At 39.6% G+C, this 25,556-nt stretch carries 23 protein-coding genes and 4 tRNA genes; 17 read left to right on the top strand and 10 right to left on the bottom strand.

Annotated elements, in window-relative coordinates:
* Positions 1 to 142: 142 nt before the first annotated feature.
* Positions 143 to 835, bottom strand: a complete 693-nt coding sequence (locus AWW73_RS16960; RefSeq protein WP_062850233.1) for a YidX family protein — start codon at positions 833 to 835, stop codon at positions 143 to 145.
* Positions 836 to 993: 158 nt separating this feature from the next.
* Here AWW73_RS16960 and AWW73_RS16955 point away from each other — a divergent pair, with 158 nt between their 5' ends.
* The 9 genes from AWW73_RS16955 (at position 994) to AWW73_RS16920 (ending at position 10,088) form a co-directional block, all read left to right on the top strand.
* Positions 994 to 1,392: a cation efflux protein, CzcI-like gene (locus tag AWW73_RS16955; RefSeq protein ID WP_031946966.1), complete on the top strand. Its 399-nt coding sequence runs from the start codon at positions 994 to 996 to the stop codon at positions 1,390 to 1,392.
* A 56-nt stretch (positions 1,393 to 1,448) separates the two neighbouring features.
* Entirely contained in the window at positions 1,449 to 1,643 is a 195-nt protein-coding gene (locus tag AWW73_RS16950) for a hypothetical protein (protein WP_031946965.1), read from the top strand.
* Positions 1,634 to 2,251 (top strand): methyltransferase family protein, encoded by a 618-nt coding sequence (locus AWW73_RS16945; RefSeq protein WP_081172645.1) that lies wholly within the window; start codon positions 1,634 to 1,636, stop codon positions 2,249 to 2,251. Before AWW73_RS16950 ends, AWW73_RS16945 begins: the two co-directional genes overlap by 10 nt.
* A 145-nt stretch (positions 2,252 to 2,396) precedes the next feature.
* Positions 2,397 to 2,570, top strand: a complete 174-nt coding sequence (locus AWW73_RS18840; protein WP_200043417.1) for a hypothetical protein — start codon at positions 2,397 to 2,399, stop codon at positions 2,568 to 2,570.
* Positions 2,571 to 2,768: 198 nt separating this feature from the next.
* Positions 2,769 to 3,167: a cation efflux protein, CzcI-like gene (locus AWW73_RS16940; RefSeq protein ID WP_079748560.1), complete on the top strand. Its 399-nt coding sequence runs from the start codon at positions 2,769 to 2,771 to the stop codon at positions 3,165 to 3,167.
* Between the two features lie 54 nt (positions 3,168 to 3,221).
* Positions 3,222 to 4,637 (top strand): TolC family protein, encoded by a 1,416-nt coding sequence (locus AWW73_RS16935; protein ID WP_062850232.1) that lies wholly within the window; start codon positions 3,222 to 3,224, stop codon positions 4,635 to 4,637.
* A 2-nt stretch (positions 4,638 to 4,639) separates the two neighbouring features.
* Positions 4,640 to 5,857, top strand: coding sequence for an efflux RND transporter periplasmic adaptor subunit (locus AWW73_RS16930; RefSeq protein WP_062850231.1), 1,218 nt, complete (start codon positions 4,640 to 4,642; stop codon positions 5,855 to 5,857).
* Positions 5,847 to 9,005 (top strand): efflux RND transporter permease subunit, encoded by a 3,159-nt coding sequence (locus AWW73_RS16925; RefSeq protein WP_062850230.1) that lies wholly within the window; start codon positions 5,847 to 5,849, stop codon positions 9,003 to 9,005. The genes AWW73_RS16930 and AWW73_RS16925 overlap by 11 nt, the downstream gene beginning before the upstream one ends.
* 132 nt (positions 9,006 to 9,137) lie before the next feature.
* Positions 9,138 to 10,088 (top strand): cation diffusion facilitator family transporter, encoded by a 951-nt coding sequence (locus AWW73_RS16920; protein WP_031949525.1) that lies wholly within the window; start codon positions 9,138 to 9,140, stop codon positions 10,086 to 10,088.
* A gap of 18 nt (positions 10,089 to 10,106) precedes the next feature.
* Here the strand turns inward: AWW73_RS16920 and AWW73_RS16915 are convergent, their stop codons facing one another.
* Entirely contained in the window at positions 10,107 to 10,445 is a 339-nt protein-coding gene (locus AWW73_RS16915; RefSeq protein ID WP_002117013.1) for a hypothetical protein, read from the bottom strand.
* A gap of 273 nt (positions 10,446 to 10,718) precedes the next feature.
* On the opposite strand from AWW73_RS16915, the gene AWW73_RS16910 reads away from it, so the two are divergent.
* Positions 10,719 to 11,666, top strand: a complete 948-nt coding sequence (locus AWW73_RS16910) for a hypothetical protein (protein WP_002116860.1) — start codon at positions 10,719 to 10,721, stop codon at positions 11,664 to 11,666.
* Between the two features lie 91 nt (positions 11,667 to 11,757).
* Here the strand turns inward: AWW73_RS16910 and AWW73_RS16905 are convergent.
* The 8 genes from AWW73_RS16905 to AWW73_RS16870 form a co-directional block, all read right to left on the bottom strand.
* Positions 11,758 to 11,833 (bottom strand) — tRNA-Glu (locus tag AWW73_RS16905).
* 30 nt (positions 11,834 to 11,863) lie between these two features.
* Positions 11,864 to 11,939 (bottom strand) — tRNA-Glu (locus tag AWW73_RS16900).
* A 121-nt stretch (positions 11,940 to 12,060) separates the two neighbouring features.
* The gene (locus AWW73_RS16895; protein WP_081409677.1) at positions 12,061 to 12,960 is read right to left on the bottom strand and encodes a lipase family protein; all 900 of its coding nucleotides are present in this window, start codon (positions 12,958 to 12,960) and stop codon (positions 12,061 to 12,063) included.
* A gap of 120 nt (positions 12,961 to 13,080) precedes the next feature.
* The gene (locus tag AWW73_RS16890) at positions 13,081 to 14,502 is read right to left on the bottom strand and encodes an amino acid permease (RefSeq protein ID WP_031949522.1); all 1,422 of its coding nucleotides are present in this window, start codon (positions 14,500 to 14,502) and stop codon (positions 13,081 to 13,083) included.
* 128 nt (positions 14,503 to 14,630) lie between these two features.
* Positions 14,631 to 14,706: transfer RNA gene (locus AWW73_RS16885), tRNA-Glu, on the bottom strand.
* A gap of 25 nt (positions 14,707 to 14,731) precedes the next feature.
* A tRNA-Ala gene (locus AWW73_RS16880) sits at positions 14,732 to 14,807 on the bottom strand.
* Between the two features lie 57 nt (positions 14,808 to 14,864).
* Positions 14,865 to 16,373 carry a glutamate--tRNA ligase gene (gene gltX / locus AWW73_RS16875; protein WP_017400508.1) on the bottom strand — a complete coding sequence of 503 codons (1,509 nt, stop codon included), beginning with the start codon at positions 16,371 to 16,373 and terminating at the stop codon, positions 14,865 to 14,867.
* A 116-nt stretch (positions 16,374 to 16,489) separates the two neighbouring features.
* Positions 16,490 to 16,789: a hypothetical protein gene (locus AWW73_RS16870; protein ID WP_062850228.1), complete on the bottom strand. Its 300-nt coding sequence runs from the start codon at positions 16,787 to 16,789 to the stop codon at positions 16,490 to 16,492.
* A gap of 399 nt (positions 16,790 to 17,188) precedes the next feature.
* On the opposite strand from AWW73_RS16870, the gene AWW73_RS16865 reads away from it, so the two are divergent.
* The 7 genes from AWW73_RS16865 to mraY all read left to right on the top strand — a co-directional run bounded on the left by AWW73_RS16865 (position 17,189) and on the right by mraY (position 25,552).
* Positions 17,189 to 18,190 carry a sulfate ABC transporter substrate-binding protein gene (locus AWW73_RS16865; protein WP_062850227.1) on the top strand — a complete coding sequence of 334 codons (1,002 nt, stop codon included), beginning with the start codon at positions 17,189 to 17,191 and terminating at the stop codon, positions 18,188 to 18,190.
* A gap of 231 nt (positions 18,191 to 18,421) precedes the next feature.
* A complete protein-coding gene (gene rsmH, locus AWW73_RS16860) occupies positions 18,422 to 19,345 on the top strand; it encodes a 16S rRNA (cytosine(1402)-N(4))-methyltransferase RsmH (RefSeq protein ID WP_016143670.1) in 924 nt (307 codons plus the stop codon).
* Complete coding sequence (gene ftsL / locus AWW73_RS16855; RefSeq protein ID WP_016142872.1) at positions 19,345 to 19,677, top strand: cell division protein FtsL; 333 nt, start codon at positions 19,345 to 19,347, stop codon at positions 19,675 to 19,677. The genes rsmH and ftsL overlap by 1 nt, the downstream gene beginning before the upstream one ends.
* Positions 19,678 to 19,688: 11 nt before the next feature.
* Positions 19,689 to 21,521 (top strand): penicillin-binding protein PBP3, encoded by a 1,833-nt coding sequence (ftsI, locus tag AWW73_RS16850; protein WP_031949519.1) that lies wholly within the window; start codon positions 19,689 to 19,691, stop codon positions 21,519 to 21,521.
* 3 nt (positions 21,522 to 21,524) lie between these two features.
* A complete protein-coding gene (locus tag AWW73_RS16845; protein ID WP_062850226.1) occupies positions 21,525 to 23,024 on the top strand; it encodes a UDP-N-acetylmuramoyl-L-alanyl-D-glutamate--2,6-diaminopimelate ligase in 1,500 nt (499 codons plus the stop codon).
* 8 nt (positions 23,025 to 23,032) lie between these two features.
* The gene (locus tag AWW73_RS16840) at positions 23,033 to 24,433 is read left to right on the top strand and encodes a UDP-N-acetylmuramoyl-tripeptide--D-alanyl-D-alanine ligase (protein ID WP_062850225.1); all 1,401 of its coding nucleotides are present in this window, start codon (positions 23,033 to 23,035) and stop codon (positions 24,431 to 24,433) included.
* Positions 24,434 to 25,552, top strand: a complete 1,119-nt coding sequence (gene mraY / locus AWW73_RS16835; RefSeq protein WP_031949516.1) for a phospho-N-acetylmuramoyl-pentapeptide-transferase — start codon at positions 24,434 to 24,436, stop codon at positions 25,550 to 25,552.
* Positions 25,553 to 25,556: the final 4 nt, after the last annotated feature.

The raw sequence follows: 25,556 nt of genomic DNA, 5'->3' as shown, positions 1-25,556 counted from the left end.
TTCCTTGGATAATCAATAATTCTTTAAAAATAAAAATAGTTTTTTACTTAATGTTAGAAAATTTATAAATATTAAACAAAAGAAATTTTCTTAAACAAAAACCAGCCTACGGGCCGGTTTTTTATTTTAAGAGTGAAGGATTTTATTTGTTAAAGTCACCATGCAAATCTGACCAGATTAATGATGGGGCTACTGTAATAACGTCAAAAGTCATTGCTAGAGGATACAAAGCCATGCGTGTTACACGTTTAAATGGATGTTTCTTGGTTACTTCATCTTTTTGTTGTAGAGCGACTGGGTAGGGAGTTGGGAGCTGCTGTTGAATCTTCTGATTATCTGCTTTTTGATAAATCTTTCCTTTAAAACGGATTATGGTGAAAGGGTAGAAAACTTGTTTTTGATTTTCCATCGCCATAAATTGATTTTTAAAACCTAATGTATTTAAAAGTTCTTTTTGTTTTTCATCTATTTGAGAAGTAGGGGTATTATAACGAATCGTTATCTCGCCATGAAAATGGGTGGAATCATCCATCACAAGTACAAGAGGTGAGGGTGTCTTTATTGTTCTCTGTTCTACTGGAATGCTTTTGATAATATTTAAAAGATTTGAGCTGCCATCTGTCATTAAATAATTATAAGCTTGCCCCACAAATACGAAACCTTGTTCTTGCTGGTTTTGAACAGCTTGTCCCAAAGCAATGATTTGATCATTTTTTAAAACAGTGGTTTTAATTTCAGTTGTTTCATTTGGTAAGGCCTTAGACAATAAATTCGTTGCACAGCCTGTTAATCCAAGGCACATTGTTAATATCGATACAGAAAAAAGTTTGTACATCATGATTACTCAAAAAGAAATTATATTTATCTCGACTAATGTGAGAGAAGTTTTAAATTAAAAGATGTGAATTGGTGAATTGACGTTTTGTAATTTTATTACATGCCTACAGCCTGTTATAGTGGCTCTGTTCAACTTTTTAGTTTAATGGTGTGCTTTTGCCACGTTCCGCAGTTTTTATGTCCATCTTGTTTAGTTTGCTGATATTCCAAAGTTTATGGAATGTGGCGGCAGCATTTTGCGTGCATAAAAATCAGGAAAAGGCATTACAACATTTCGGTCATCATGCAGATTTAAATGTATATCAATCTTCATACCATATGCAGACTGAACATGTTGGTATTGTAGAAAATTCTGATAATGCTCCATTAAGCTGGCAAGATCATCACGATCATTTACCTTCATGTTTTCATGTAGTGATGACTGAAAATGCACAACAAGCTCAAGAACCTTTTGTGCGTGTACATGAGCTTTCACAAATCTATTACTGGTCTAATTCTTATCAGTCTCCGTATCTTGGCTCTTTAAATCCCCCTCCTGTCTTAACCCTGCTATAGGTGGGGTAGCCGAAAAATAACCCACCAGAAATTTATTTATTTCAAAGGGTTATCTTATGCTTAATTATATGTGCAAACAAAGCGCAGCAATCTTCTATGTAGATTACTCGCTTAAACATTCACGTCTTTATGTTAATGACAAGGCGGGATATAAGGTTCTGTCAAATTTTTCTGGAAAACAAAAATATCATTTTAATGAATCTGTTATCTCATCTCTGATGATTCACAGTGATGGAGGTTTATGGAAATGAATATTTTATTTACCCCCCGTGTTAGAACTGTGAGCTCCCGAGTGATTGGGCTGATTTTAGCTATTATCCTTGCTTTAAGTTTTAGTAAATGGCATTTTCAGGCGGCATTCGTGGAACATATTTTATGGTTCTTTGGATGGTTTTTTGTGGGCATCGGAGTAATGGGAAGAATATGGTGCAGTCTTTACATTTCTGGATTTAAGAATGCCAAGTTGGTGGCAGACGGTCCCTATTCTTTATGTAGAAATCCACTCTATCTGTTTAGTTATCTGGGTGGAGTCGGGATCATGTTGATTACAGAGACGTTTATCTTCCCAATAGTATTCACGCTTTATTTTCTCTGTTACTACCATTTTGTTATACGTCAAGAAGAAGCGTTCCTCAGTGAAAAATATGGAACTGTATATTCAGATTATATAAAGACAATTCCACGCTTTTTACCAAGTTTCAAAAATTTTAAAGAGCCTGAGTTCTATCAGGTTTCGCCGAAGCATTTCCGTATTTTTTTGACGCAGGTGGTGTGGTTTGTCTGGGTTGCGGCCTTAGTTCAACTTTTTGATGAGTTGCGACTACACGGTGTTCTCCCTTCATTGTTTAGTTGGTTCTAAAAAATGAAATGAAAGTATATCCACATGCTTCTTAGAGACTCAGAAGATTTGTCCTGAATTGATTAACTAAAGCATGCGAAAAATTAATTTTATTTCTGGATTAAGTCCTTAAATAAATTCGGAATATTTAGATCTGGTGATTATTATGTCTATTAAACTAAATACAAAAGCGGTTTTGATGGTTTTACTTCTTTCAACAAGTTTAGTTCATGCTGATGGAGGGTTAATATTCCTCGAAAAGAATATTAAGTCTCAGCAAGAAACAAAAGCTAAAGCTCAAGAAGATAAGAAACCTCATTTAACTTGTAAGCGTAAATAATTTTTATTTTGTAGGAAACTAATTACTTAATAATTAGTTTCCTATGAGTAAAGATAAAGATTCTTAATGATTTATTCTTATCTTTACTCAGGCGAGATTAGAAACGTTTCTATACTGCTACTTATAGATGTAATTTTATTACATGCCTACCGCCTGTTATAGTGGCTCTGTTCAACTTTTTAGTTTAATGGTGCGCTTTTGCCACGTTCCGCAATTTTTATGTCCATCTTGTTTAGTTTGCTCATATTCCAGAGTTTATGGAATGTGGCAGCGGCATTTTGCACGCATGAAAATCAGGAAAAAGCATTACATCATTTTGGGCATCATACTGCTTTGAATGTATATCAAGCCTCTTTTCATGCTCATAGTGAACAAAGCGATATGGAAAATACTTCTCATAAAGCGCCTTTAAACTTGCAAGATCATCATGACCATTTGCCAACCTGCTTTCATATTGTGATGACAGAAGTTGAAAAACAAGCTCAGGCGCCTGTAGTGCATGTACATGAGCTTTCGCAAATTTATCATTGGTCAAATTCTTATCAGTCTCCGCATCTCGGTACTTTAAAACCGCCTCCTGTTTTAACCCCGCTATAGGTGGGGTAGCCAAAACAAGCCCACCGCATTTCTTATTTATTGCGGGGCAAAAACATGTCTTCTATTTTTTCAACTCGAGTGGGTTCTACTTCTCACTTGGAGAGTAACGTTAAGATAACGTTAAAAAAGGTTTTAACAATCTCAAGCCTATCTGTTGCTATGCTATTGGCTGGACAAGTAGCGATGGCTCAGTCTGAGATTCAACAAGAACGTTATATTCAAAAAGCAGCGTTTAGTTTTGAACAGGCGCTGGCGCAGGTTCAAAGCTATCAAAGTCAGCAAGGCACTTGGCAAGTACAACAGCAAATGGCTGAGGCCAATTTAAAGCAAAGTCGTTTATGGGCTAACCCAAGTCTTTCCATTGAACAAACGGGTTTTCAGAGTGATCAAGAAAAAGAACTCGCGATAGGTATTTCTCAGCCTTTAGATATTTTTGGGCAACGCAAGGCTGCACAAAATTTAGCAAAAGTGGAAATATCAAAAATTGATTTAGCCGAACAGCGTTATAAGGCGGAGCTTGAATTAATTGTTAAATATTTCTGGTCACAAGTGGCTTTGTTTGAGCTTGAAAAGTCTCTCATTGGCGAGCAACTAGAAGTGAGTCAAGACAATTTAATAGCCTCAGAAAAGCGTTATCAAGCGGGCAGTATTGCCCAAGTTGATGTAGACCGAGTGCGGATGTCTCACTTGGAAAATCAGCGTTTATACCAACAAGTTGATTTAAAACTTCAAGTTGCTAAACAACAATTGGTGAACTTATGGGGAGGTGATTCAAGTCAGTTTCAGCTATTCCAAAGTCCAAATCAGTTATGGGCGTTGGCAGCAAATGTAGAACCAAGCCAAGATGCGCAAAATAATTTATTAGAGCGTGCTTTCCAACTAGATGCTCTTGCACAACAAGCCAATATTCAACAGCTTAAAGCAAAAGCAAGACCACAACCTACTGTAACCTTGGGGGTGAACAACACACGCTCACCAGAACAGAGTACGGATAATCAAATCCGATTAGGTGTGGAAATTCCTTTAAATCTTTTTAATCGCCAGCAATACGGAATCAAGATTGCTCAGGCCAAACAAGAGCTATCTCAACGTCAGCAAAGTTTTTATCGACAGCAAAATCAAGTTGATATTGAAACCTTAATGTCAGAGTTAAAAGGTTTACGCCTCCAGTTTAAACAACTGAATGATCAGCAAGTTCCTCTTGCCATTCAGGTTCAGCAAAAAACATTGCAAGGTTTCCGTTTAGGTAAATTCGCCGTTACCGATGTTCAGCAAGCCACCATGCAGTTGCAAGACGTGCGCTTACGTAAAGTCGAGCTATTAAAACAGGCTTGGCAAAATTCAATTGAAATTCAAAGTTTGCGTCTTGGGTTAGAACCAGAACAGATCATGGCGAAAGATGCCTTAATGCAACTCAATCAACGTGCTTGGCAACAAAGTCAAACATTCCCAACTCAGGCAGGAGAATAATAATGTCGACAAATTTAAAGAAAAATTCTCAATGGCTTTGGGTCGGGGTGATTGCTGCAATCACTGCACTATTAATTGGTTTATTGGTTTTAAATTCAAAAAATAAATCTAATTCTTCAGAAGCATCGGAAGGTCACGGGCATGCTGAAGAAGAGGGTGAAGAACACCATGAAGAAGGTGAAAAACCACTGCTACTCACTGCTCAGCAAATGCAGGAACAAAATTTAAAAATTGAACAAGCTGAACTAGGTGAAGTGCCTCAACTTCAAACTTATCCAGCAAAACTGGTTGTGAATACAGACCGGCAAGCCCATGTCTCACCAAGTTTTAGTGGTCGTGTCGAGGCGGTATATGTTGAATTGGGGCAACAGGTTAAAAAAGGGCAGGCTCTTGCAAGCTTATTGGTTCCAGATCTGGTCGATCAACAAGCCAATTTGCAAATTGCCCAGACTAATCTTGATTTAGCGCGTCAGGATTATGAACGCGAGCGAAGCTTATGGTCTCAAGGAATTTCTGCTAAACAAGACTATCAAAGAGCTTATAACGCCTATCAACAAGCGCAAATTCAAGTGAAAGCAGCTCGCTCGCGCTTAAGTGCTTTCGGGGCGGGTTCGGGCTCAGGAGGGCGCTATACCTTAACGGCGCCAATTGCTGGCATGGTGAGTAATAAAGATATTGTGGTGGGTGAAAACGTACAGCTAGCAGATCAGCTTTTTATTATTAATCAGCTTGATCAGTTATGGCTTGAGTTTATTTTACCAAGCACTGCAAATCTGAATTTACAGCCGAATCAGCAGATTGAATTTAAATCTTTGCAAACTGGGAATGTATTTAATGCTCAGGTTCAAAGTTTAACAACAGAGGCTGATGCTCAGACAGGGCGCTTACAAGTTCGCGCGAAGGTTTTGGCAAATAGCAGTGAATTACGTCCAAACTTGATGGTTAACGTTGAGTTGAATTCAGGTTCAACACAAAAAGTCACCCGTGTAAAAGCTCAGGCGATTCAACAAGTCGAAGGTAAAGACGTTATCTTTATGCCAAAAATGGTCAAAACAGGCTTTGAATTTGAACCTGTCACTGTGCAGTTGGGGCAACGTTCTAAAGATGGCCAGTGGGTCGAAGTTGTAAAAGGTATTAATCCAAGCCAGCGCTATGTGGCTGAAGGTAGCTTCTTGCTGAAATCCGAATTGGAAAAAGAAGAGGCGGAACATGGACATTAATAAACCTGAGCCACCCAAACCAGAAGGGTTATTTGATAGGGTTATTCAGTTTGCTATTCAAAATGCTATTTGGGTAATGCTCTTTGTATTGACTTGGATTGGAGTTGGGGTCTGGAGTTATCAAAAGCTTCCTATTGATGCAGTTCCAGATATTACTAATACACAAGTCCAGATTAATACTCAAGCCAATGGTTATACCGCTTTAGAGGTTGAACAGCGGATTACCTATCCTATTGAAAATGCGATGGCTGGTATCCCTAATCTGGAGCAGACTCGTTCAATTTCTCGCTATGGACTTTCCCAAGTCACCATTATTTTTAAAGATGGAACAGATATTTATTGGGCAAGACAGCTGATTAACCAACGTTTACAAGAGGCAGACGGGCAACTGCCTGAATCAGTTGATCCAGTTATGTCTCCTGTTTCAACGGGCTTGGGTGAAATTTACCAATGGGTCGTGAAAGCAAAATCAGGCGCTAAGAAAGCAGATGGTACAGCCTATACAGCCATGGATTTACGTGAAATTCAGGACTGGATTGTACGTCCTCAATTGCAACGTGTGAAAGGCGTGGCCGAAATTAATAGTATTGGTGGCTACAATAAAACCTATATTGTGTCACCTGATTTAAAACGTTTGCAGCAGCTCCAAATTTCAATTAATGAATTTCAAACTGCTCTGCAGGAAAATAATGAAAATCGCGGTGCAGGTTTTATTGAAGAAAACGGCGAACAACTTACCGTTCGTGTGCCGGGCATGCTAAGTAGTGTGGAAGATATTCAAAATATTACTGTGAGCACCAAAAATGGGTTACCCATTCGCGTGGCCGATGTAGCAAATGTTTCTATTGGGCATGATTTAAGAACAGGAGCTGCAACTTACAATGGTGAGGAAGCCGTTCTTGGCATTGCCATGATGATGATGGGAGAAAATAGCCGTACCGTTGCTCAGGCGGTTGATACCAAAATTAAGGAAATTCAGCCTACCCTACCTAAAGGTGTAGAAATCGAAACGGTTTATGACCGAACAAGTTTAGTAAACAAAGCAATTGCAACCGTACAGAAGAACCTTGTTGAAGGTGCAATTCTGGTTATTGTGATTTTGTTTATTTTCCTAGGAAATTTTCGAGCTGCTTTAATCACAGCCTGTGTTATTCCACTTTCGATGTTATTTACCCTGACAGGTATGGCTGAACAAAACATTAGTGCCAACCTAATGAGCTTAGGAGCGCTTGATTTCGGGATTATTGTAGATGGTGCAGTTGTTATTGTAGAGAACTGTATTCGACGTCTAGCAGAAGCACAGCATGCTTTACATCGACCCCTTACACGAGCTGAAAGATTCAAAGAAGTTTTCCTTGCAGCAAAACAGGCTCGTCGACCACTTATTTTTGGTCAAATGATTATTTTAGTGGTCTATTTACCTATTTTTGCTTTATCTGGTGTTGAAGCCAAAATGTTCCATCCAATGGCCATGACTGTTGTGATGGCATTATTGGGTGCCATGATTCTTTCTGTGACATTTGTACCTGCGGCAGTTGCTCTTTTTGTTACGGGTGAAGTGAAAGAAAAAGAAACCCGTTGGATGCAGCTTTTAAAGCAGAAATATCAAAATATTCTCGATCAGGCTTATCAACTTAAGATTGTGGTTGTTAGTTTTGCATTAAGTATTTTGGTACTCACAGGTGTGTTAGCTACCCAAATGGGCAGTGAATTTGCACCGCAACTCAGCGAAGGTGATTTTGCCTTACAGCAAATGCGTTCACCGAGTACTGGGCTCGAGCAATCACTTCGAATGCAGGAAAATACTGAAAAGCTCATTTTGAAAAACTTTCCAGAGGTGAAAGCTGTTTTTGCGCGAACAGGAACGGCTGAGGTTGCAACTGATGTGATGCCGCCGAATATCTCCGATGCGGTCATTTTGCTTAAACCACATGATCAATGGCCAAATCCTAAAGAGACACTAGCTGAGCTGCGTTCACGTATGGAGGCTTTTTTAGCGACATTACCGGGTAATAACAGTGAGTTCTCTCAACCGATTGAGTTGCGCTTTAATGAGTTAATTTCAGGGATCAGGAGTGATATTGGCGTCAAGATTTTTGGCGATGATATGCAAGTACTCAACGAGCAGGCTCAAGCACTCGCTCAGAAAGTACAAAAAATTTCAGGTGCTACTGCAGTTAAGGTAGAACAAACTAGCGGTTTACCGGTGCTGAGTGTCGAAATTAACCGACCTCTGGCTGCGCAATACGGACTATCTGCCAAAGCCATTCAAGATATTGTGGCGGCAAGTGTCGGTGGACAAAATGTTGGACAGATTTTACAAGGCGATAGACGATTTGATTTTGAAATTCGCCTAGAAGACCAGCAGCGTACCATCCAAAACTTAGCTCAACTTCCGATCCAGTTACCAAATGGCGGACTGATCCAGCTTCAAGATGTAGCTAAAGTTGAACGTACCTCAGGCTTAAATCAGGTGGGACGTGAAAATGGTAAGCGCCGAGTCATTATTACTGCAAACGTAGAAGGTCGTGACTTAGGATCATTTGTTCAAGAGCTAAGAACCACACTCGCAAAAGAACAACTGCCAGCGGGTTATTGGTTGGAATATGGAGGTCAGTTTGAAAATCTAGCTTCAGCTGCTGCACGAATGAAAATTGTTGTTCCATTGGCGCTTGCTATGATTTTTATTCTACTCATGGCTGTATTTCATAATGTTAAAGAAAGCTTGTTGGTATTTAGCGGCGTGCCGTTTGCTTTGTCAGGTGGTCTGATTGCACTTTGGCTAAGAGATATTCCGCTGTCCATGTCTGCTGGTGTTGGGTTTATTGCCTTATCAGGAGTTGCTGTTTTGAATGGTCTGGTAATGCTGAGCTTTATTAAAGAGCTTAGAGAAAAATTTGATATTCAAACAGCCACGTGGAATGGAGCGATCTTACGTTTAAGACCTGTTCTCATGACAGCTTGTGTTGCGTCACTTGGTTTTATTCCAATGGCTTTGGCTACGGGAACTGGTGCAGAAGTTCAGCGACCTTTGGCAACGGTAGTAATCGGTGGCATTATTTCATCTACGATATTAACTTTGGTTTTATTACCAGTCATTTATAGATGGATGAATGAAGGCAAGACAAAAAGCGTTGAGCATTCATAATGTCATCGATTTGAGATATCTTTTTTGATTACAAAATTTAAGTCGAAAAAGTGTTTGTAAGAGTTAAAGGTAAAGGTGTCTTCATCACTACCTTTAACTCACCATAAAGATAAATAAAAAGGAGTCCGCAAAATGGGTGGACATCATGGTCATGACCATAGTCATGCTGTAGTGACTGAAGGTAATGCTAAGAAATTAACGATTGCCTTAGCACTTACCACGACGTTTTTAATTGTTGAGGTCATTGCAGGTTTAATCACTCAAAGTTTGGCATTGCTGTCTGACGCTGCACATATGTTTACAGATGCAGCGGCTTTAGCAATTGCTTTGGTTGCCATTCAAATTTCCAAACGTCCTGCCGATAATAAACGTACTTTCGGTTATCAGCGCTTTGAAATTCTGGCCGCTTTATTTAATGCGCTCATGCTTTTTGTGGTGGCAATTTATATTTTATATGAAGCCTATATCCGCTTCTCTAAGCCACCTGAAATTCAAAGCTTGGGAATGTTGATTGTCGCGACCATTGGTTTGGTGATTAATCTCATCTCAATGAAAATCCTCATGTCGAGTGCCAATAACAGTCTAAATGTGAAAGGTGCTTACCTAGAAGTACTAAGTGATGCGCTAGGCTCGGTAGGGGTAATTATTGGTGCAATTATTATTTACTTCACCAATTGGTACTGGATAGACACGCTTATTGCAGTACTGATTGGATTTTGGGTATTACCAAGAACATGGGTTTTACTTAAACAAAGTATTAATATTTTGCTCGAAGGTGTGCCCGAAGAGGTTGATATTGAGAAGCTGCGTGCCGATCTACTTTCGTTAAATGGTGTGGAGAGTATTCACCAACTTAAAGTGTGGGCAATTACTTCGAAAAATATTCATTTAACGGTTCACTTATTTGCACCGCAAGCTGACCGTACCAAGTTATATCAAGATGCTGTTGAAATGCTTTCTCATGAACATGGTATTGGTGAAGTGACATTGCAAATTGAGGATGATGCCGAGATCAATTGTCAGCATATTAATCAACACGCTTCACATGAACATGCTGACGAAAAACACTCACATCAGCATTAAGCTGATGTGAGTAATTCATTAGATTTCCCATTCGTTATTGCAATCACGACATTTCCAGTGTTTTTGTGACTGCATAAATGCTTGCATAGACAATTTAAAGTCAGGCAAATCACGCCAGAACATAAAACCTGCCCCTACAGTAACCACAAAAGCAACGACAGTTGCAATTTGAAGAGAACTACCTGCACCATTGCCAAAAATCCACATAAAAATGCTAATCACTACTAAGAGCAAAAGCACAAAAATTGCAGGAATCAAGATAACCAGACTTTTAGGAACGACAGGTTTTGCGCTGTTAACGCCTTGGCTCACAGGCATAATTTTAACACTTTGACATTTAGGGCAACGATATTGCATGGGAACTCCACATTTAGTTTGAATCTATTCTAACGGAAATGTGCAGAAAGAAAAAAATTTGTAAGATATCGAGGAAATGCGTTGAGTTAGCAGAAAAATTACTTATGAATAAACAAAGAAATATAAAAAACAGATGATTTATCCGTACACATAAAAAATAAAATAATGTTGTAGAGCATGCTAATCTACAGAAAAATGAAGTGTGATTAGCACAATAAATGAGCTTAAATACTCGAATAGGATGTGGGATAAATATAAAAAGGAGAGAAGGACTTGGGTCAACAAGATGACAATAAGTCGCAGCCTACAACGACAGCATCGGTTTTAGCTACCCCAGATACCGCTAAACCGTCATTATCTCGTCGATTACTGCATAAGACATTGCAACATGCCCAAGATGCAGTTGGGTTTGCTAGCGACACGACACGTAATATTGCAGAGGTTGCTGATGCTGCTTTGGACGCGCTCGATCAAGTCACTACTCATACACGACGTGGAGTTGTCGGAATGACAAATCTGGCAGCAGGCACTGTAAGAGATATGGTGTCTGAAACCAGTGAGACAGCACGCCAAGTCGCATTGATTATGGCGCGAACTTTTTTAGGAAAAAGTACCTTAACGTTGTACTTGCCCGAAATGTTATTAAATAATCAAATCCGTAAGCGCATCGACCGCTCTGAAATTGATGATATTAAAATCAAATGTGGCAATGATAGCTTCCAAGTCGAGATCGATGGGCATTACCATCGTTTCATGTATCGTTTGAGTTTGGATTTTAAGGTATTGGAATGTCGTATTGGGCAGGAAAAATTCTTACGCCTACGTCAAATGGATGAAAGTCTCGATGTTCAGATTCGACATGGCGGTACCTTGTCAAATTGGGCTGTGCGTCGTATTGGTCGAGTTGGCTTTGAAGTCGTAAATATGTTGCCTATTCCATCACTCATTAATCATTTAATTGGCGATATTCCCGGAATCCAACGCGATGGCCACCGCATGTGGTTTATTGATCTAGAACAGGCAGGATTTATTGACTTTATTAATAACCGCTCATGGATGGTTGAAAAGCTTTTAAGTCTGACTGATTTTAGTATTTTACCAGGCTTGAATATTTTGAGAGAAAGTCGCGAGCTTGTGCAGCAGCTCGTAGATCAGTTTGAAATTAGGGGACTTCGAGTACAGTCTGGTCGTCTGGAAGTACAAGTAGGAATCGCAGGGTAATAGAACATATGAAAAGCTAATCATTGATTAGCTTTTTTATTTTTTAGGCAAGAAAAAAGCCACTGGCGTTATACAGTGGCTTTTTAGAATTTGGCGTCCCTACGGGGATTCGAACCCCGGTTACCGCCGTGAAAGGGCGATGTCCTAGGCCTCTAGACGATAGGGACTTATATGAGGCATACATCTGAAAAAAATATTGGCGTCCCTACGGGGATTCGAACCCCGGTTACCGCCGTGAAAGGGCGATGTCCTAGGCCTCTAGACGATAGGGACGTTTCAGAGGTGGGCGTATATTAGGTCGATTTAATAAAAGTGTCAAATAGTTTTCTGAAGAAATATTAAAAAAAACAGTTAAGCGATTAAAAATAACTCAAATTGTAGAAAATATATACATTTAGCCTTCATTTTTCTGAAAAGGCTCAATAATTGTCTTTATAACTGACGGGTGTTGTAAATACCCTAAAATCTCATGGGGCTGATTGGCAAAAGTATAAATTTTCTGATTGATAATGGCAGGATCAAAATTAAAAGGGGCTTCGCATAATGGAAAAGCTGTTAAAAAATCATCCTGAGAGTAAAAATTAAACCAATCGCCGTAGATGCATGGTGGTCTAGAAATTGGACTCGGAAGCTTGCTCTGAATCACGCGGAAAGATAAAGGAGAAGCTAGCGTTATAAATCGTTTAACTGAAAACCGATATGCAGGGTTTGAAAAAAGATTAAAGGCAATAACTGAGCCGAGAGAATGGGCAACGATAATATAATCTTCGTCCTCTCGCATTTTCTTTAAAATCCGCTCATTCACTTCCTGCATAAATTCAGGATTAGATAAGTACATATAAGTTTCAATCAGAAACTGTTGAATCAAGCTCTCATGTAATTTAGGGAAGTTATTTAAAAGAACAACCAACTCTTTGAGTACCCGATCTTTTACGAGTTGAGAGGTGAGATACAGTCGTTCTGAAAAGCTTTTTTCAACTTGGTCAGTTGAAGGTGATAATAAAGGTATAAATGGAGTATGTTCTTTCGTTGGAGGATTATTCTCATGTAAATGGATTGGCAAATAATTATTTAAAAATGATTTAGGTAACAAAGTTGTAAGATCTAATTGATTGCTGAGTTGATATTTGGTCATTAAATCGCCATAAAATGGCATATGGATATGAAGATCACGGACATTAATTTTGCAAGGCATTTGTTTTAGGCCGAGCTTAAACACTTTTAACCAATGCTGTTTCAAGCGATGTGCTGTGTAGTTTTGTTGATTCATCCCGTGGATAAATATAATTTTCATTCTATACAAGATTTTGTTTTTAATATAAATTTTAATCTACAACGGTATGTTGTTTAAAACCAGTATGCAGGCAAAAAAAAGTGTAGCTTTTTGCTACACTTTAATTGAATAAGGGCTGGTTTATTCTTTATTACGATAAAAAATAAAATAACTGACATAACATAAAGCTGTGAAAATTAGACAGCCTACAAAACCAGCACGCATTTCAGGGTCTGCTGCCATACTTAAGCAAGTAATAAAACAGAAAACGAAACCTAAAATTGGGACTATAGGGAATAGAGGAGCAGCATATTGTAAATCTTTAACCGTATGGCCTGATTTATACCATTGGCGGCGGAAATTGAACTGACTTAAACAAATGCTCATCCATACAATAACCATGGTAAAAGCTGCTACGCCAAGCAAATTCTTAAAAATAGTCTCAGGTGCAAATTGCTCTGATAACAAACCTGGAATTGCACCGAACATAGTTACCACTAGAGCTACGATTGGTGTTCCACTTTTTGATAGGGTAGCAAATACGCTAGGTAGTAATTTTTGTTCCGACAGTGACCACATCATACGTGAAGCTGCATATAGGCCAGAATTCGCTGCTGAAAGCAGGGCTGTAATAATTACAAATCTAATAATGTCATCCGCATATGGAATGCCAATATAATTAAATACAGTAACAAAAGGACTGCTACTTACACCGTCACCGCCTAAACCCGCAAGTTGGAAAGGAAGTAAGGCACTAATAACAATGATGGTGCCGACAAAGAAAATAAGTAGGCGCCAGATCGCGGCATTAATTGCTTTTGGTACATTTTGAGCCGGATCTTTGGTTTCACCAGCTGCTACACCAATTAATTCGGTTCCTGAAAAAGCAAAATTAACAATTAACATGGTCGTAAAAATAGGAATTAAACCATGAGGGAACCAGCCTTGAGCTGTCAGATTGCTAAATAGCGGAGCAGTTTGAGTACCATGGAATGGAATTAAACCAAAAATTGCTAATAAGCCGAGCACAATAAAGGCAATGACCGTAACAACCTTAACGAGGGCTAACCAGAACTCAGACTCAGCAAAAATACGTGTTGAACTAATATTTAAGCCAAAGATAGTAACTGCAAAAATAATTGTCCAAATCCACATGGAAATCTGTGGGAACCATTCTTGCATGAGTAGAGCTGCGGCAGTGAATTCGGTTCCAAGTGTTGCAGTCCAGGTGAGCCAGTACATCCAAGAAATCATATAGCCCGTACTTGGGCTAATGTATTTTTTGGCATAGGCACCAAAAGAACCTGAAACAGGCATGTGTACAGCGAGTTCTCCTAGGCAGAGCATGACCATATAAGCGATCGCGCCACCAAGAATATAGGCAATAATTGCGCCAATAGCTCCAGTTTGTGAAATGACTTCCCCTGAACCTAAAAATAAACCAGTTCCGATTGCTCCGCCCAGTGATAACATCACAAGATGGCGAGTACTCATGGCTCTTTTTAAAGGTGCAGTACTGTTCTGATGCTGATGAGCATCTAGTTGATTGTCAGATGGCTGCATATTACACATTGAGAGAATTAAGAAAGACGCTATTTTAGATAAAATAGACAAATGTGCAATCTAGAAAGAGATAAAGAATAAACAGTAAGGTGACGATAGAGTCTTTTAATAATTATTAAAGCAGAATATGGCGTCCCTACGGGGATTCGAACCCCGGTTACCGCCGTGAAAGGGCGATGTCCTAGGCCTCTAGACGATAGGGACTTGATGAGGCAAACACAAAGGAGCGTGGTGGAGTCAAGCGGGATCGAACCGCTGACCTCTACAATGCCATTGTAGCGCTCTACCAACTGAGCTATGACCCCAGTTTGTGTGAGCGCAATCTTAGGGTGAATGCGCTCACACGTCAACAAAAAAATGAATTAAACTTCGCTAGTTGCATCATTTTTCGGCAATTTTAAGCTCTCATTGAGTTTTTCCCAATTTTTAACTTCTTTCTTGCTTGGCCCACCCACAATTTCTAGGGCATGACGTAAGCGAGCGAAAGTTAAGTCAGGCCCAAGTGTAACCATTGACTGCATCACTGGTGTTGAGCTCGTTGAACCTGCAATTGCGATAAAGAACGCTGGCATAAAATCACGTAATTTAATGCCCATCTGATTCGCAAGATCCATTAGGGTTTGACTAACGGTGTCATTATTCCAAGTAAACTGACCTTCAAGACGCCAAATTGCAAATTGTAAACTTTGACGAACTTGCTCTTGAGTCAATTTCTTACTTTCAAACATTTCAGCAGTAATTTGTGGCATATGATTAAAATAGAAACCAGCCCAATTCACAGCTTCTGAAAGTAGATTAATACGTGGTTGAATAGCGGCAGCAATATCTTCTAAAGTGCTGCGATCACTCTTCCAAGTTAATAAACGGTCTAATAATTGACCTGGAGTTAACCCTTTGATCCATTGACCATTAAGCCAGTTCAATTTTTCAACATCAAAAATTGGTCCACCTAATGATACACGTTGAATGTCAAAGTTATCCATCATATCTTGTAATGTGAAAACTTCTCTTTCATCTGGCATTGACCAACCCATGCGGCCTAAATAATTTAACAAGGCTTCTGGTAATACACCAATGTCGCGGTAGTAATTAATCGATGTCGGGTTTTTACGTTTAGATAGTTTTGATTTATCTGGGTTGCGTAGCAATGGCATGTGGCAAAGTGTTGGCATTTCCCAACCAAAATATTGGTAAAGCAACTGATGCTTCGGTGCAGATGGAAGCCATTCTTCACCACGCAATACATGAGTGATTTCCATTAAATGGTCATCAACAACGTTAGCTAAATGATAAGTTGGTAAGCCATCTGTTTTAAGAAGGACTTGCATATCGACTTGTGCCCAAGGAATTTCAACTTCACCACGTAGCAAGTCATTAAATTTACAAACACCTTCTTCAGGTACTTTCATACGAATGACATGAGGTTCACCCGCTTCAAGACGGCGAGTTACTTCTTCTTGAGAAAGTTTTAAACCGCGGCCATCATATTTTGGTGTTTCGCCACGTGCTTGTTGTTCAGCACGCATTTGATCAAGTTCTTCTGCTGTTGCAAAACAGTAAAAAGCATGACCTTTTTCAACAAGTTCTAATGCGTATTGCTTATAAATTCCCATACGTTCAGATTGGCGATATGGTGCGTGCGGACCGCCTACATCTGGACCTTCAGACCAATTCAAACCTAACCAACGTAATGAATCCAAAATCATTTTTTCAGACTCTGGTGTAGAACGAAGTTGGTCTGTATCTTCAATCCTTAAAATAAATTCTCCGCCATGTTGTTTCGCAAAACACATGTTAAATAAAGCAATGTAGGCTGTGCCGACATGAGGAAAACCAGTAGGGGAAGGTGCAATACGAGTACGAACTTTCATAGATAAAGGGTCAGAATAAAAATTGAAACTATTATAACGAAAAAGCCCAGTATTCTGACGTTTTATTTAACGTCAGTCTGGGCTAAAACTGAAACGAAGAGGGGATGTTTCAGATTTTAAGAAGCATGCGGCTGGAAGATTGCCTGAACGAAACGTGAAAAACGTTCGTGTTGTGCAGCAAGAAAATTTTGAGTTGGTGTAACGCGAATCGTATTTAGAACTTTAAGCTCATCATTTGTAGAAGGTAACACAATAGGGTTACGTTTCTGCTGATCTAAAGCTTTTTCAATAAGCGAAGTTTGCTTATCTGAACCTGTTTTGTTTGGAATCTCTTTAAGTACAGCTGCTGCAGAGAACTGTGATGCCAAACCCAGCACCAAACTTAAGCTTAACGCTTTTCCATAATGAGTTTTCATTGTTAATCATCCCCTCTGTTTATTACATTTCATCTATTTTATGAATTTAACAAAATGTAAAATTACGGTAATGCTACGATTTAAACATAAATCTTAATAAAAAAGTTGAACTATGTCACACTTTTTACAAAATTTACCTATATTTTAATCTGGTCGACTCAAATGTAAACCATATGTATCCTTTACGCTTCATTATTTAACAAATTAATGTGTAGATAAAGTGAAGGTCCTAAATAATTTATAAGAATAATTACAAAATTTTTCAAAAATGAAATAACTTAGACATTCTAAGCTATATATCTAAAAAAGATTAGTAAAAAAGATATAAATATAAGTAATTGATTGTAAAAAATAAAATTAAAAATATAGTAAAACTAAAACGAATGATGGATTTTGTAAATGAAAAAAATATCAATAATAGCAGTCGCTTTGTATATGGGAATGGCGGTAACAGCGGCTCAAGCAGCTACCTCTTTTTTAAATGTCTCTTATGACCCAACTCGAGAGTTTTATCAAGAATATAACCAAGCATTTGGTAAGTTTTGGAAACAGCGGACAGGGCAAGATGTTGAATTTAAACAGTCACATGGTGGATCTGGTAAACAGGCTCGCGCAGTAGCCACTGGACTTGAAGCTGATGTAGTAACGTTAGCGCTAGCAAATGATATTGATGAGATTGTGAAAGCTGGTTTTATTCAGCCAAATTGGCAAAAAGAATTTCCGAATAATTCTGCCCCGTATACTTCAACGGTCGTATTTCTAGTACGAAAAGGTAACCCAGAAAATATACGCGACTGGAATGATTTAACAAAACCGGGTGTGGAAATTATCACCCCTAACCCTAAAACAGGTGGAGCACCGCGTTGGATTTATCTCTCTGCGTGGGGATATGCTTTAAAACAGCCGGGTGGAAATGATGCTAAAGCTCGAGAGTTAGTGAAAAAGCTTTATCACAATGTAAAAGTTCTAGATTCGGGAGCGCGTGGTTCACTTACGACATTTGCCGAACGTGGCATTGGTGATGTTTTGTTGTCTTGGGAAAATGAAGCTTTGTTGGCGACGAAAGGACTTGATAAAGATAAATTTGAAATTGTTTACCCATCAATTTCAATTTTGGCAGAACCATCTGTCGCGATTGTAGATAAAACCGTAGATAAAGATGGGAACAGAACACTAGCAAAAGGCTATTTGAACTTTTTATATTCACCTTTAGGCCAAGAATTGGCTGCTAAGCATTATTTCCGACCGCGTAATGCTCAAGTGGCGTCGAAATATGCAGCGCAATTCCCAAAAATTAAATTATTTACCATTAATGATGTGTTCGGTGGCTGGGCTAAAGCTCAGAAAACTCACTTTGCCAATGGCGCTATTTTTGATCAAATTTATGGTGGCAAGCAGTAAATAAAATATTTTAAAAATAGTAGACGAAATAGAAAATTTAAAAGCTAAATATTCATAGAGAAAGCAAGCAAACTTAAAAAAGTGAGCTTGCTTTCTTTTTTTGCTTAAAAAATGCTAACAAAACGGTTTTATCTATGAAAAATTAATATTTTCCTACAAAAAGCCGTTTGGCGTTGGTCATAAACAAGGTGATAATGTGCAGTTACATTTTTACGCAATGATTTAACACCTATGTCGCATATTTCTGTCTTACTTTTTGAGACCGTTGAGAGCTTATTGGCAGATCGCACAACAGGGGTGTATATCGATGCAACCTTCGGACGAGGTGGGCATACACGTTTATTGCTCTCGAAACTTGATGAAAATGCACGAGTATATGCATTTGATAAAGACCCTCAAGCTTTGGAAGTTGCGGCTGCTTTGGCGCAAGAAGATCCGAGATTTACCATTATTCATGCCAGTTTTGCTGATATTAAAGAAAAAATGCAGGAAATTGGTGTGATGAGTGTTGATGGCATTATGGCTGATTTAGGAGTGTCATCTCCTCAACTCGACCAAGCTGAACGTGGTTTCAGTTTTATGCAGGATGGCCCGCTAGACATGCGAATGGATAATTCCAAGGGGTTAACTGCAGCTGAGTGGTTACTTGAAATTGAAGAAGAACAATTAGCAAATATTATTTATCAATATGGCGAAGAGCGTTATAGTCGACGTATTGCGAAAGCCATTAAACAGGCTGGAAAACTCGATACGACAGCCCAGTTGGCAGAACTTGTTAAAACAGCTCATCCAAAATGGGAAAAACATAAGCATCCGGCAACACGTACATTTCAGGCAATTCGTATTGCAATTAATAAAGAACTAGATGATATTGAAGTATTTTTACCGCAAGCTGTAGACTTATTAAAACCAAAAGGACGTTTGTCTGTGATTAGCTTTCATTCTCTTGAAGATCGCTTGATCAAACAATTTATTCAAAAAGAATCGACTTTGGCAGAAGATTTCGGCTGGGGAATGCCACAGCAACAGGTAGATACAAGAAGGTTAAAGAAAATTTCACGGGTTCGTGCGAGTGAAGAAGAAGTAAAAGCGAACCCACGTTCACGTAGTGCATGGCTTCGGGTTGCTGAACGCTTGGAACAAAAAGGCGCGTAATGAAAAGCAGTGATGAAATTGAAACCACCGAAAATAAAGTGGTGAAAAAAGTTGTGGTATACACCGTATTAGTGGCGCTTGTTTTTATCAGTGCCATGATGGTGGTGTTTCAAGTATTTGAATATCGTCATGATTATAGAGAGCTTAGCTCTTATATGCGTGAACGTGATGATCTCAATGCTGAATGGGGACGTTTGCTTATTGAGCAACAAACCTTCGGTGCAACAGCACAGATTGGTACGCGTGCTGTAACCCAACTACGCATGTTTTCGCCACCTGCTGCAGAAACGGTGGTAATTTCTTTACCGATGACCTCAGAGCAAAATAAGTAAGGCCTTGCTGTATGGTAGATAAGCGAACAAAGCAAACACGGAAAAAACAGCAGTCTATTTCGGAAAAACCAACTCTTGCCTTTGATATGTGGCGGTTTTATCTGCTCTGGGCCACAGTACTGCTCTGTTTTGTTGTATTAATTGCACGTGCATTTTATGTGCAAGTGATTAATAAAGACTTTTTACAAAACAAGGCCAATGCCAATATTTTGCGTACGGAACGTATTGAGGCAATGCGTGGGGTGATTAGCGACCGTCATGGCGTGCCTTTGGCAATTAGTACACCGATTATGAAAATTGTCATTGATCCACGTGATTACTTTGATACTAAGCACCTATATGAAGAAATCACAGCGGAACTAAAAAAAGATCCAAATAATCGTAAGTTGAAACGACAATTACCAGATAAAAACCTAAACCTTGATGAGTTGGCGGATGTGGTTGGTTTAGATCGTGCAGACCTAAAAAAACAGATGAATGCACGTCCACGGTCTCGTTATTTGGTTTTGAAAAAAGAAGTGCCGCCACAACAGGCCGATCTGATTACAAAGGGTAACTTCCAAGGCGTTTATGCTGAGAAAACATATAAGCGTTATTATCCTCAACCACAGCCAAATGCTCAGATTATTGGTTTAACCAATAGTGAAGGTCAAGGGATTGAAGGCTTGGAAATGCAGTTGAATAAGCAACTGTCTGGTGTAGATGGCGAACAAAAAATTATTCGTGATAAACGTGGTAATCGCTTAAAAGTTTCAGAAGTTATTCGTGAAGGTGAGCCGGGCGAAAACATCACTTTAAGTATCGACTCTCGTTTGCAATATATTATGTACCGTGAGTTAACGGCTGCTGGTGTTGCAAATAATGCCCGTTCGGCGACAGCTATTGCTGTAGATGTTAAAACAGGCGAAATTCTGGCTATGACCAGTTGGCCTTCTTATAACCCGAATGATAAAAACGGTTTATCTAATAAAGATGCCATGCGTAACCGCGGCGCGATTGATATGTTCGAGCCGGGTTCTACCATGAAACCTTTTACAGTTTCTGCCGCACTCGAAACTGGACAATATACGCCAAATACAATTGTCAACACTTCACCAGGTTCAATGCGTTTAGGCTGGCATACCATTCGTGATACCCACAATTATGGCGCTTTGACTGTTAGTGGCGTAATTATTAAGTCATCAAACGTGGGTTCGGCAAAAATTGCGTTGTCACTTCCTAAAGAAACATTACCAAGCTTCTTTAACCGTGCTGGTTTTGGTAAACGTTCTGCTGTGAAGTTCCCTGGCGAAAGCTCTGGTTTAGTACTTCCTGTAAGCAAATTAAACTCTTCTCAACTTGGGACCATGGCTTATGGTTACGGTCTAAATGCAACTATTCTTCAGTTGGCGCAAGGCTATGCAATGCTTGCAAACCATGGCGTAAAAATGCCACTAAGCTTGCATAAGCTCGATCAAGCACCTAAAGGTGAGCAAGTTCTTGCTCCAAAAATTGCTGATCAGGTTTTGCTCATGCTCGAGCAAGTGACGATGCCAGGTGGTACTGCAAAGCAAGCTAATATTCCGGGTTATCGTGTTGGTGGTAAAACAGGTACTGCTCATAAACTTCGAGCAGACCGTAAAGGTTATTCAAATAATGAATACCGTGCTTTATTTGCAGGCGTAGCTCCGATTAGTGACCCTCGATTAGCAGTTATTGTAGTTGTTGAAAATCCACAAGGTCGTTATTACGGTGGTTTGGTTGCAGCTCCTGTTTTTGCACGCATTATGCAAGAATCATTGCGCTTAATGAATGTACCGCTTGATAAGCCCCTTGATACTCCAGAAAATCCTATTCGCAGGTAAGCTATGTCTGTTTCTTTCCAAGAAATTAATCCAGTCAAGATCGATGCACAGTGGTCTAAACAGCCTTTTCAAGGCTTTAGTTTAGACAGTCGTAAGGTGGCATCAGATCAGATCTTTATCGCTTTGACCAGTTATAGCCAACCTGAAAAAACACGCGCTTTTGCTGAGTCAGCTTTAGCGAATGGTGCACTTGCCATTATTAGTGAGACTGAGTTGGGCGTAGCGAATGAGTGGGTATGTTCTGATGTGCGTCAACGTATGGGTGAATGGCAAGAACGTTATTTACAACTTATAGATCCCGTAACACCAGTGCGTATTATTGCAGTGACTGGTACAAATGGTAAAACCACAATTTCGCGTCTAGTGGCGGAATTAATTAGCTCACAACAACAGCGTTGTGCTGTGATGGGTACTACAGGCAATGGTATTTTGCCAGACTTAACACCATCAACTCACACGACGCTTGATGCTTTACAACTGCAAAATGCATTGCATGATTATGCAAAACAAGGTGCAACTTTTGCTTCTTTAGAAGCAAGTTCACATGGTTTGGAACAAGGCCGTTTAAATGGTTGTGCGATTGAGATTGCTGTTTATAGCAATTTGAGTCGTGACCATCTGGATTATCATGGAACTTTAGAGGCTTATGCAGAAGCTAAGGCTCTTTTATTCCGTTTTAGTTCTTTAAAAGTAGCCGTTATTAATTTAGATGATGAGCATGCTGCTCTCATGATCAATGCGGCAAAGCAAAATCCTGCTCAACCGAAAATTTTAACGTATTCACTGACACAAAATACTGCTGATTATTATATTACTGACCTAAGTTATAGTTTGGCAGGAGCGACATTTAATTTAGTAAGCCAGCAAGGTTCTTTTGCTGTGCAAAGTCCATTATTGGGGCACTTTAATGTCGAAAACTTGGTTGCAGCACTTATAGCTGCTGAGCAAGCAGGCTTTGATTTAGAAGCATTAGTTGGTTTTGTGCCTAAATTGATTGGTGCACCTGGCCGAATGCAGGTAATTCGTGATGGTGAGCGTTTATTTGTTGTTGATTATGCACATACACCAGATGCATTAATTCAAGTGCTTAAAACATTAAAACGTCATGTTTCTAATCAGCTTTGGGCAGTATTTGGGTGTGGTGGGGACCGTGATCGCGGTAAGCGTCCACTCATGACTCAAGCAGCTTTACATGGCGCAAATCCCGTTATTTTAACTTCAGATAACCCGAGAACAGAAAATCCTGAACAGATTTTTGCTGACATGAAGCAAGGAATCGATTTTTCAGGGCATCGTATGCATGAAATTCATGACCGTCGTGAAGCAATTAAATTTGTTGCACAGCAGGCTCAAGCTGGCGATATTGTTGTGATTGCCGGTAAAGGACATGAAAATTATCAAGAAATTAATGGCGTACGTCACTGGTTTGATGATGTTGTTGAGGTTCAATCAGCAATAGCTGCGCAACATCATACAGTAGACGCTGCTTACCCTGCACAATAGGACAAATTATGCATACTTCAACCACCAGTACCGTGCCTTTGGAACCGTGGACAGCTCAACAATTACAACAGGCAACACAGGGCTACTGGCATAAAGACCAGATCCCTCAAACTGAAATTAAACGTATTTTGACGGATTCGCGTCATGCGGAAACGGGGGATGCCTTTTTAGCACTAAAAGGTGAACGTTTTGATGCACACGACTTTGTAGCTCAGGTTGCAGCGAATGGTTGTCAAATCGCTATTGTTGAACGTCCTTTAGATATAGAAATTGCACAACTCGTTGTTGCCGATACTCGCTTAGCTTTGGGGCAACTCGGCGCTTATCGCCGTGAGCAAAACTCACAATTAAAGGTGATTGCCTTAACGGGGAGTAGTGGTAAAACTACAACCAAAGAAATGCTAGGAAGTATATTGTCGCGCTTGGCACCGACGCTAATCACCCGAGGCAATTTAAATAATGACCTTGGTGTACCAATGATGTTGCTAGAGCTTCGCAATGAACATCAATATGCGGTGATGGAGTTGGGTGCAAGCCATCAAGGCGAGATTGATTACACTTCAAAACTCGTTCAGCCTCATGTTGCGGGCATATTAAATATTGGTACAGCTCATTTAGGCGAATTTGGTGGGCGTGAAGGTATTTGCCGTGCTAAATCGGAAATTTATCATCATATTTTACCAAATGGCGTTGCAATCGTGCCGCAACAAGATGACTTCACTGCCGAGATTTTTGATGCTGCAAAAGCGCATCATATTTCTACATTTGGTGTAGGAGGTGATGTCTATGCAACAGATGTGGAATTATTGCCTCAATCAACGAATTTTAATCTTCATACACCGCAAGGTAGCAGTGCAGTTAAGCTTCCTTTTGCGGGTGAGCATAATGTTCAAAATGCGACCGCAGCTGTAGCTTTTGCTTTAGCGATTGGTATTGGACTAGAAGATATTGTCCAAGGCTTAGAGCAAGCTCAGGGAGCCAAAGGTCGTCTTAACTTTATTCATAAATCACCTTACTTATTTATTGATGATACCTACAATGCCAATCCGACTTCTATGCGCGCTGCTGCACAAGTGTTGTTGCAACAACAAGGCATAAAAGTGATGGTCATGGGGGATATTGGTGAATTAGGTGATAGAAGTTGGCAAGAGCATCATGATTTGGGTCGTGATCTTGCTGAGCTTCCTTTAGACCATATTGTTGCTGTTGGACAGTTCGCTCCAGCCGCTCTCGAGGGTGCAGACTCTCATTCTAATAAAGTGAAAGCATTTCAGACACAAGCTGAGGCGCTTCCATTTTTAATCAATCTAATCCAAACACATCAACCCCAGTCCATGAGTTTCCTGTTTAAAGGTTCTCGCTTTACTCATATGGAAACGTTGATGGCTGATTTGATGGAGAAACTTTAAATGCTGTTATGGTTGTTTGAACAACTTGCGGGCTATCACAGCTCGTTTCAGGTCGTTCGTTATTTAACATTACGTTCTTTACTCAGTGTATTAACTTCACTGACCATTGGTCTGGTCCTTGGGCCGATCATGATTCGTAAATTACAAGCGTTAAAATACGGTCAGGCAGTAAGTTCGTTTGCTCCTGAAAATCATGCTAAAAAAATGGGTACACCAACCATGGGCGGAATTTTAATTCTGCTTTCAATTGGTATTAGTACTTTGCTATGGGCTGATTTATCTAACCCTTATGTCTGGATTGTGCTTGGTGTAATGGTTGTATTCGGTGCTGTAGGCTGGGCAGATGACTGGATTAAAATTCGCTATAAAGACAATGCTGGTTTACCTGCACGTAAGAAGTTTTTCTGGACTTCTGTTGCATCGCTGGGTGCTGGTATTGCGTTGTATTTAATCGCAACTCAACAGTCCAATGCAGAACATACGGCAAACATGCTGGATTTATTGATTCCATTCTTTAAGAATCTTTCAATTCCACTCTCAATTGTTCCGTTAGGTCTGGCATTTATTATATTTACCTATCTGGTGATTAATGGTGCTTCTAACGCAGTTAACTTAACAGATGGTTTAGATGGCTTGGCAATTATGCCGGTTGTCATGGTAGCTACGGGCTTAGGCGTATTTGCTTACTTATCTGGTGACATCCGTTTCGCTAACTATTTACATATTCCATATGTGAAATATACATCTGAACTCGTAGTAATCTGTTCTGCCATGATTGGTGCCGGTTTAGCATTCCTTTGGTATAACGCGCATCCTGCTCAAGTATTTATGGGTGATGTCGGCGCTTTAGCTTTAGGTGCGATGCTTGGAACAATTGCAGTTATGGTTCGTCAAGAAATCGTATTTGCAATTATGGGCGGTGTATTTGTAATGGAGGCAGTATCTGTATTCTTACAAATCGGCTCCTTGCGTATGCGTAATAAACGTGTGTTCTTAATGGCGCCGCTGCATCATCACTATGAAAAGCAGGGCTGGAAAGAAACGCAAGTTGTAATCCGTTTTTGGATTATTACAATTATATTAGTAGTTTTAGGTCTAATGACTTTAAAATTGCGATAGATCT

Source organism: Acinetobacter lactucae (assembly GCF_001605885.1).
Lineage (GTDB): Bacteria > Pseudomonadota > Gammaproteobacteria > Pseudomonadales > Moraxellaceae > Acinetobacter > Acinetobacter lactucae.
Note: the sequence above shows the minus strand (reverse complement) of the source record. Positions and strands in the feature narration are given on the sequence as shown.

What these genes read in the sequence shown, in the direction of transcription:
- AWW73_RS16915 (WP_002117013.1), bottom strand. Translation starts at nt 10,445, where the DNA reads ATGCAATATCGTTGCCCTAAATGTCAAAGTGTTAAAATTATGCCTGTG.
- AWW73_RS16870 (WP_062850228.1), bottom strand. Translation starts at nt 16,789, where the DNA reads ATGAAAACTCATTATGGAAAAGCGTTAAGCTTAAGTTTGGTGCTGGGT.
- ftsI (WP_031949519.1), top strand. Translation starts at nt 19,689, where the DNA reads ATGGTAGATAAGCGAACAAAGCAAACACGGAAAAAACAGCAGTCTATT.
- AWW73_RS16950 (WP_031946965.1), top strand. Translation starts at nt 1,449, where the DNA reads ATGCTTAATTATATGTGCAAACAAAGCGCAGCAATCTTCTATGTAGAT.
- AWW73_RS16960 (WP_062850233.1), bottom strand. Translation starts at nt 835, where the DNA reads ATGTACAAACTTTTTTCTGTATCGATATTAACAATGTGCCTTGGATTA.
- AWW73_RS16925 (WP_062850230.1), top strand. Translation starts at nt 5,847, where the DNA reads ATGGACATTAATAAACCTGAGCCACCCAAACCAGAAGGGTTATTTGAT.
- AWW73_RS18840 (WP_200043417.1), top strand. Translation starts at nt 2,397, where the DNA reads ATGTCTATTAAACTAAATACAAAAGCGGTTTTGATGGTTTTACTTCTT.
- ftsL (WP_016142872.1), top strand. Translation starts at nt 19,345, where the DNA reads ATGAAAAGCAGTGATGAAATTGAAACCACCGAAAATAAAGTGGTGAAA.
- AWW73_RS16935 (WP_062850232.1), top strand. Translation starts at nt 3,222, where the DNA reads ATGTCTTCTATTTTTTCAACTCGAGTGGGTTCTACTTCTCACTTGGAG.
- AWW73_RS16890 (WP_031949522.1), bottom strand. Translation starts at nt 14,502, where the DNA reads ATGCAGCCATCTGACAATCAACTAGATGCTCATCAGCATCAGAACAGT.
- AWW73_RS16895 (WP_081409677.1), bottom strand. Translation starts at nt 12,960, where the DNA reads ATGAAAATTATATTTATCCACGGGATGAATCAACAAAACTACACAGCA.
- AWW73_RS16840 (WP_062850225.1), top strand. Translation starts at nt 23,033, where the DNA reads ATGCATACTTCAACCACCAGTACCGTGCCTTTGGAACCGTGGACAGCT.
- AWW73_RS16945 (WP_081172645.1), top strand. Translation starts at nt 1,634, where the DNA reads ATGGAAATGAATATTTTATTTACCCCCCGTGTTAGAACTGTGAGCTCC.
- AWW73_RS16845 (WP_062850226.1), top strand. Translation starts at nt 21,525, where the DNA reads ATGTCTGTTTCTTTCCAAGAAATTAATCCAGTCAAGATCGATGCACAG.
- AWW73_RS16920 (WP_031949525.1), top strand. Translation starts at nt 9,138, where the DNA reads ATGGGTGGACATCATGGTCATGACCATAGTCATGCTGTAGTGACTGAA.
- gltX (WP_017400508.1), bottom strand. Translation starts at nt 16,373, where the DNA reads ATGAAAGTTCGTACTCGTATTGCACCTTCCCCTACTGGTTTTCCTCAT.
- AWW73_RS16930 (WP_062850231.1), top strand. Translation starts at nt 4,640, where the DNA reads ATGTCGACAAATTTAAAGAAAAATTCTCAATGGCTTTGGGTCGGGGTG.
- mraY (WP_031949516.1), top strand. Translation starts at nt 24,434, where the DNA reads ATGCTGTTATGGTTGTTTGAACAACTTGCGGGCTATCACAGCTCGTTT.
- rsmH (WP_016143670.1), top strand. Translation starts at nt 18,422, where the DNA reads ATGTCGCATATTTCTGTCTTACTTTTTGAGACCGTTGAGAGCTTATTG.
- AWW73_RS16865 (WP_062850227.1), top strand. Translation starts at nt 17,189, where the DNA reads ATGAAAAAAATATCAATAATAGCAGTCGCTTTGTATATGGGAATGGCG.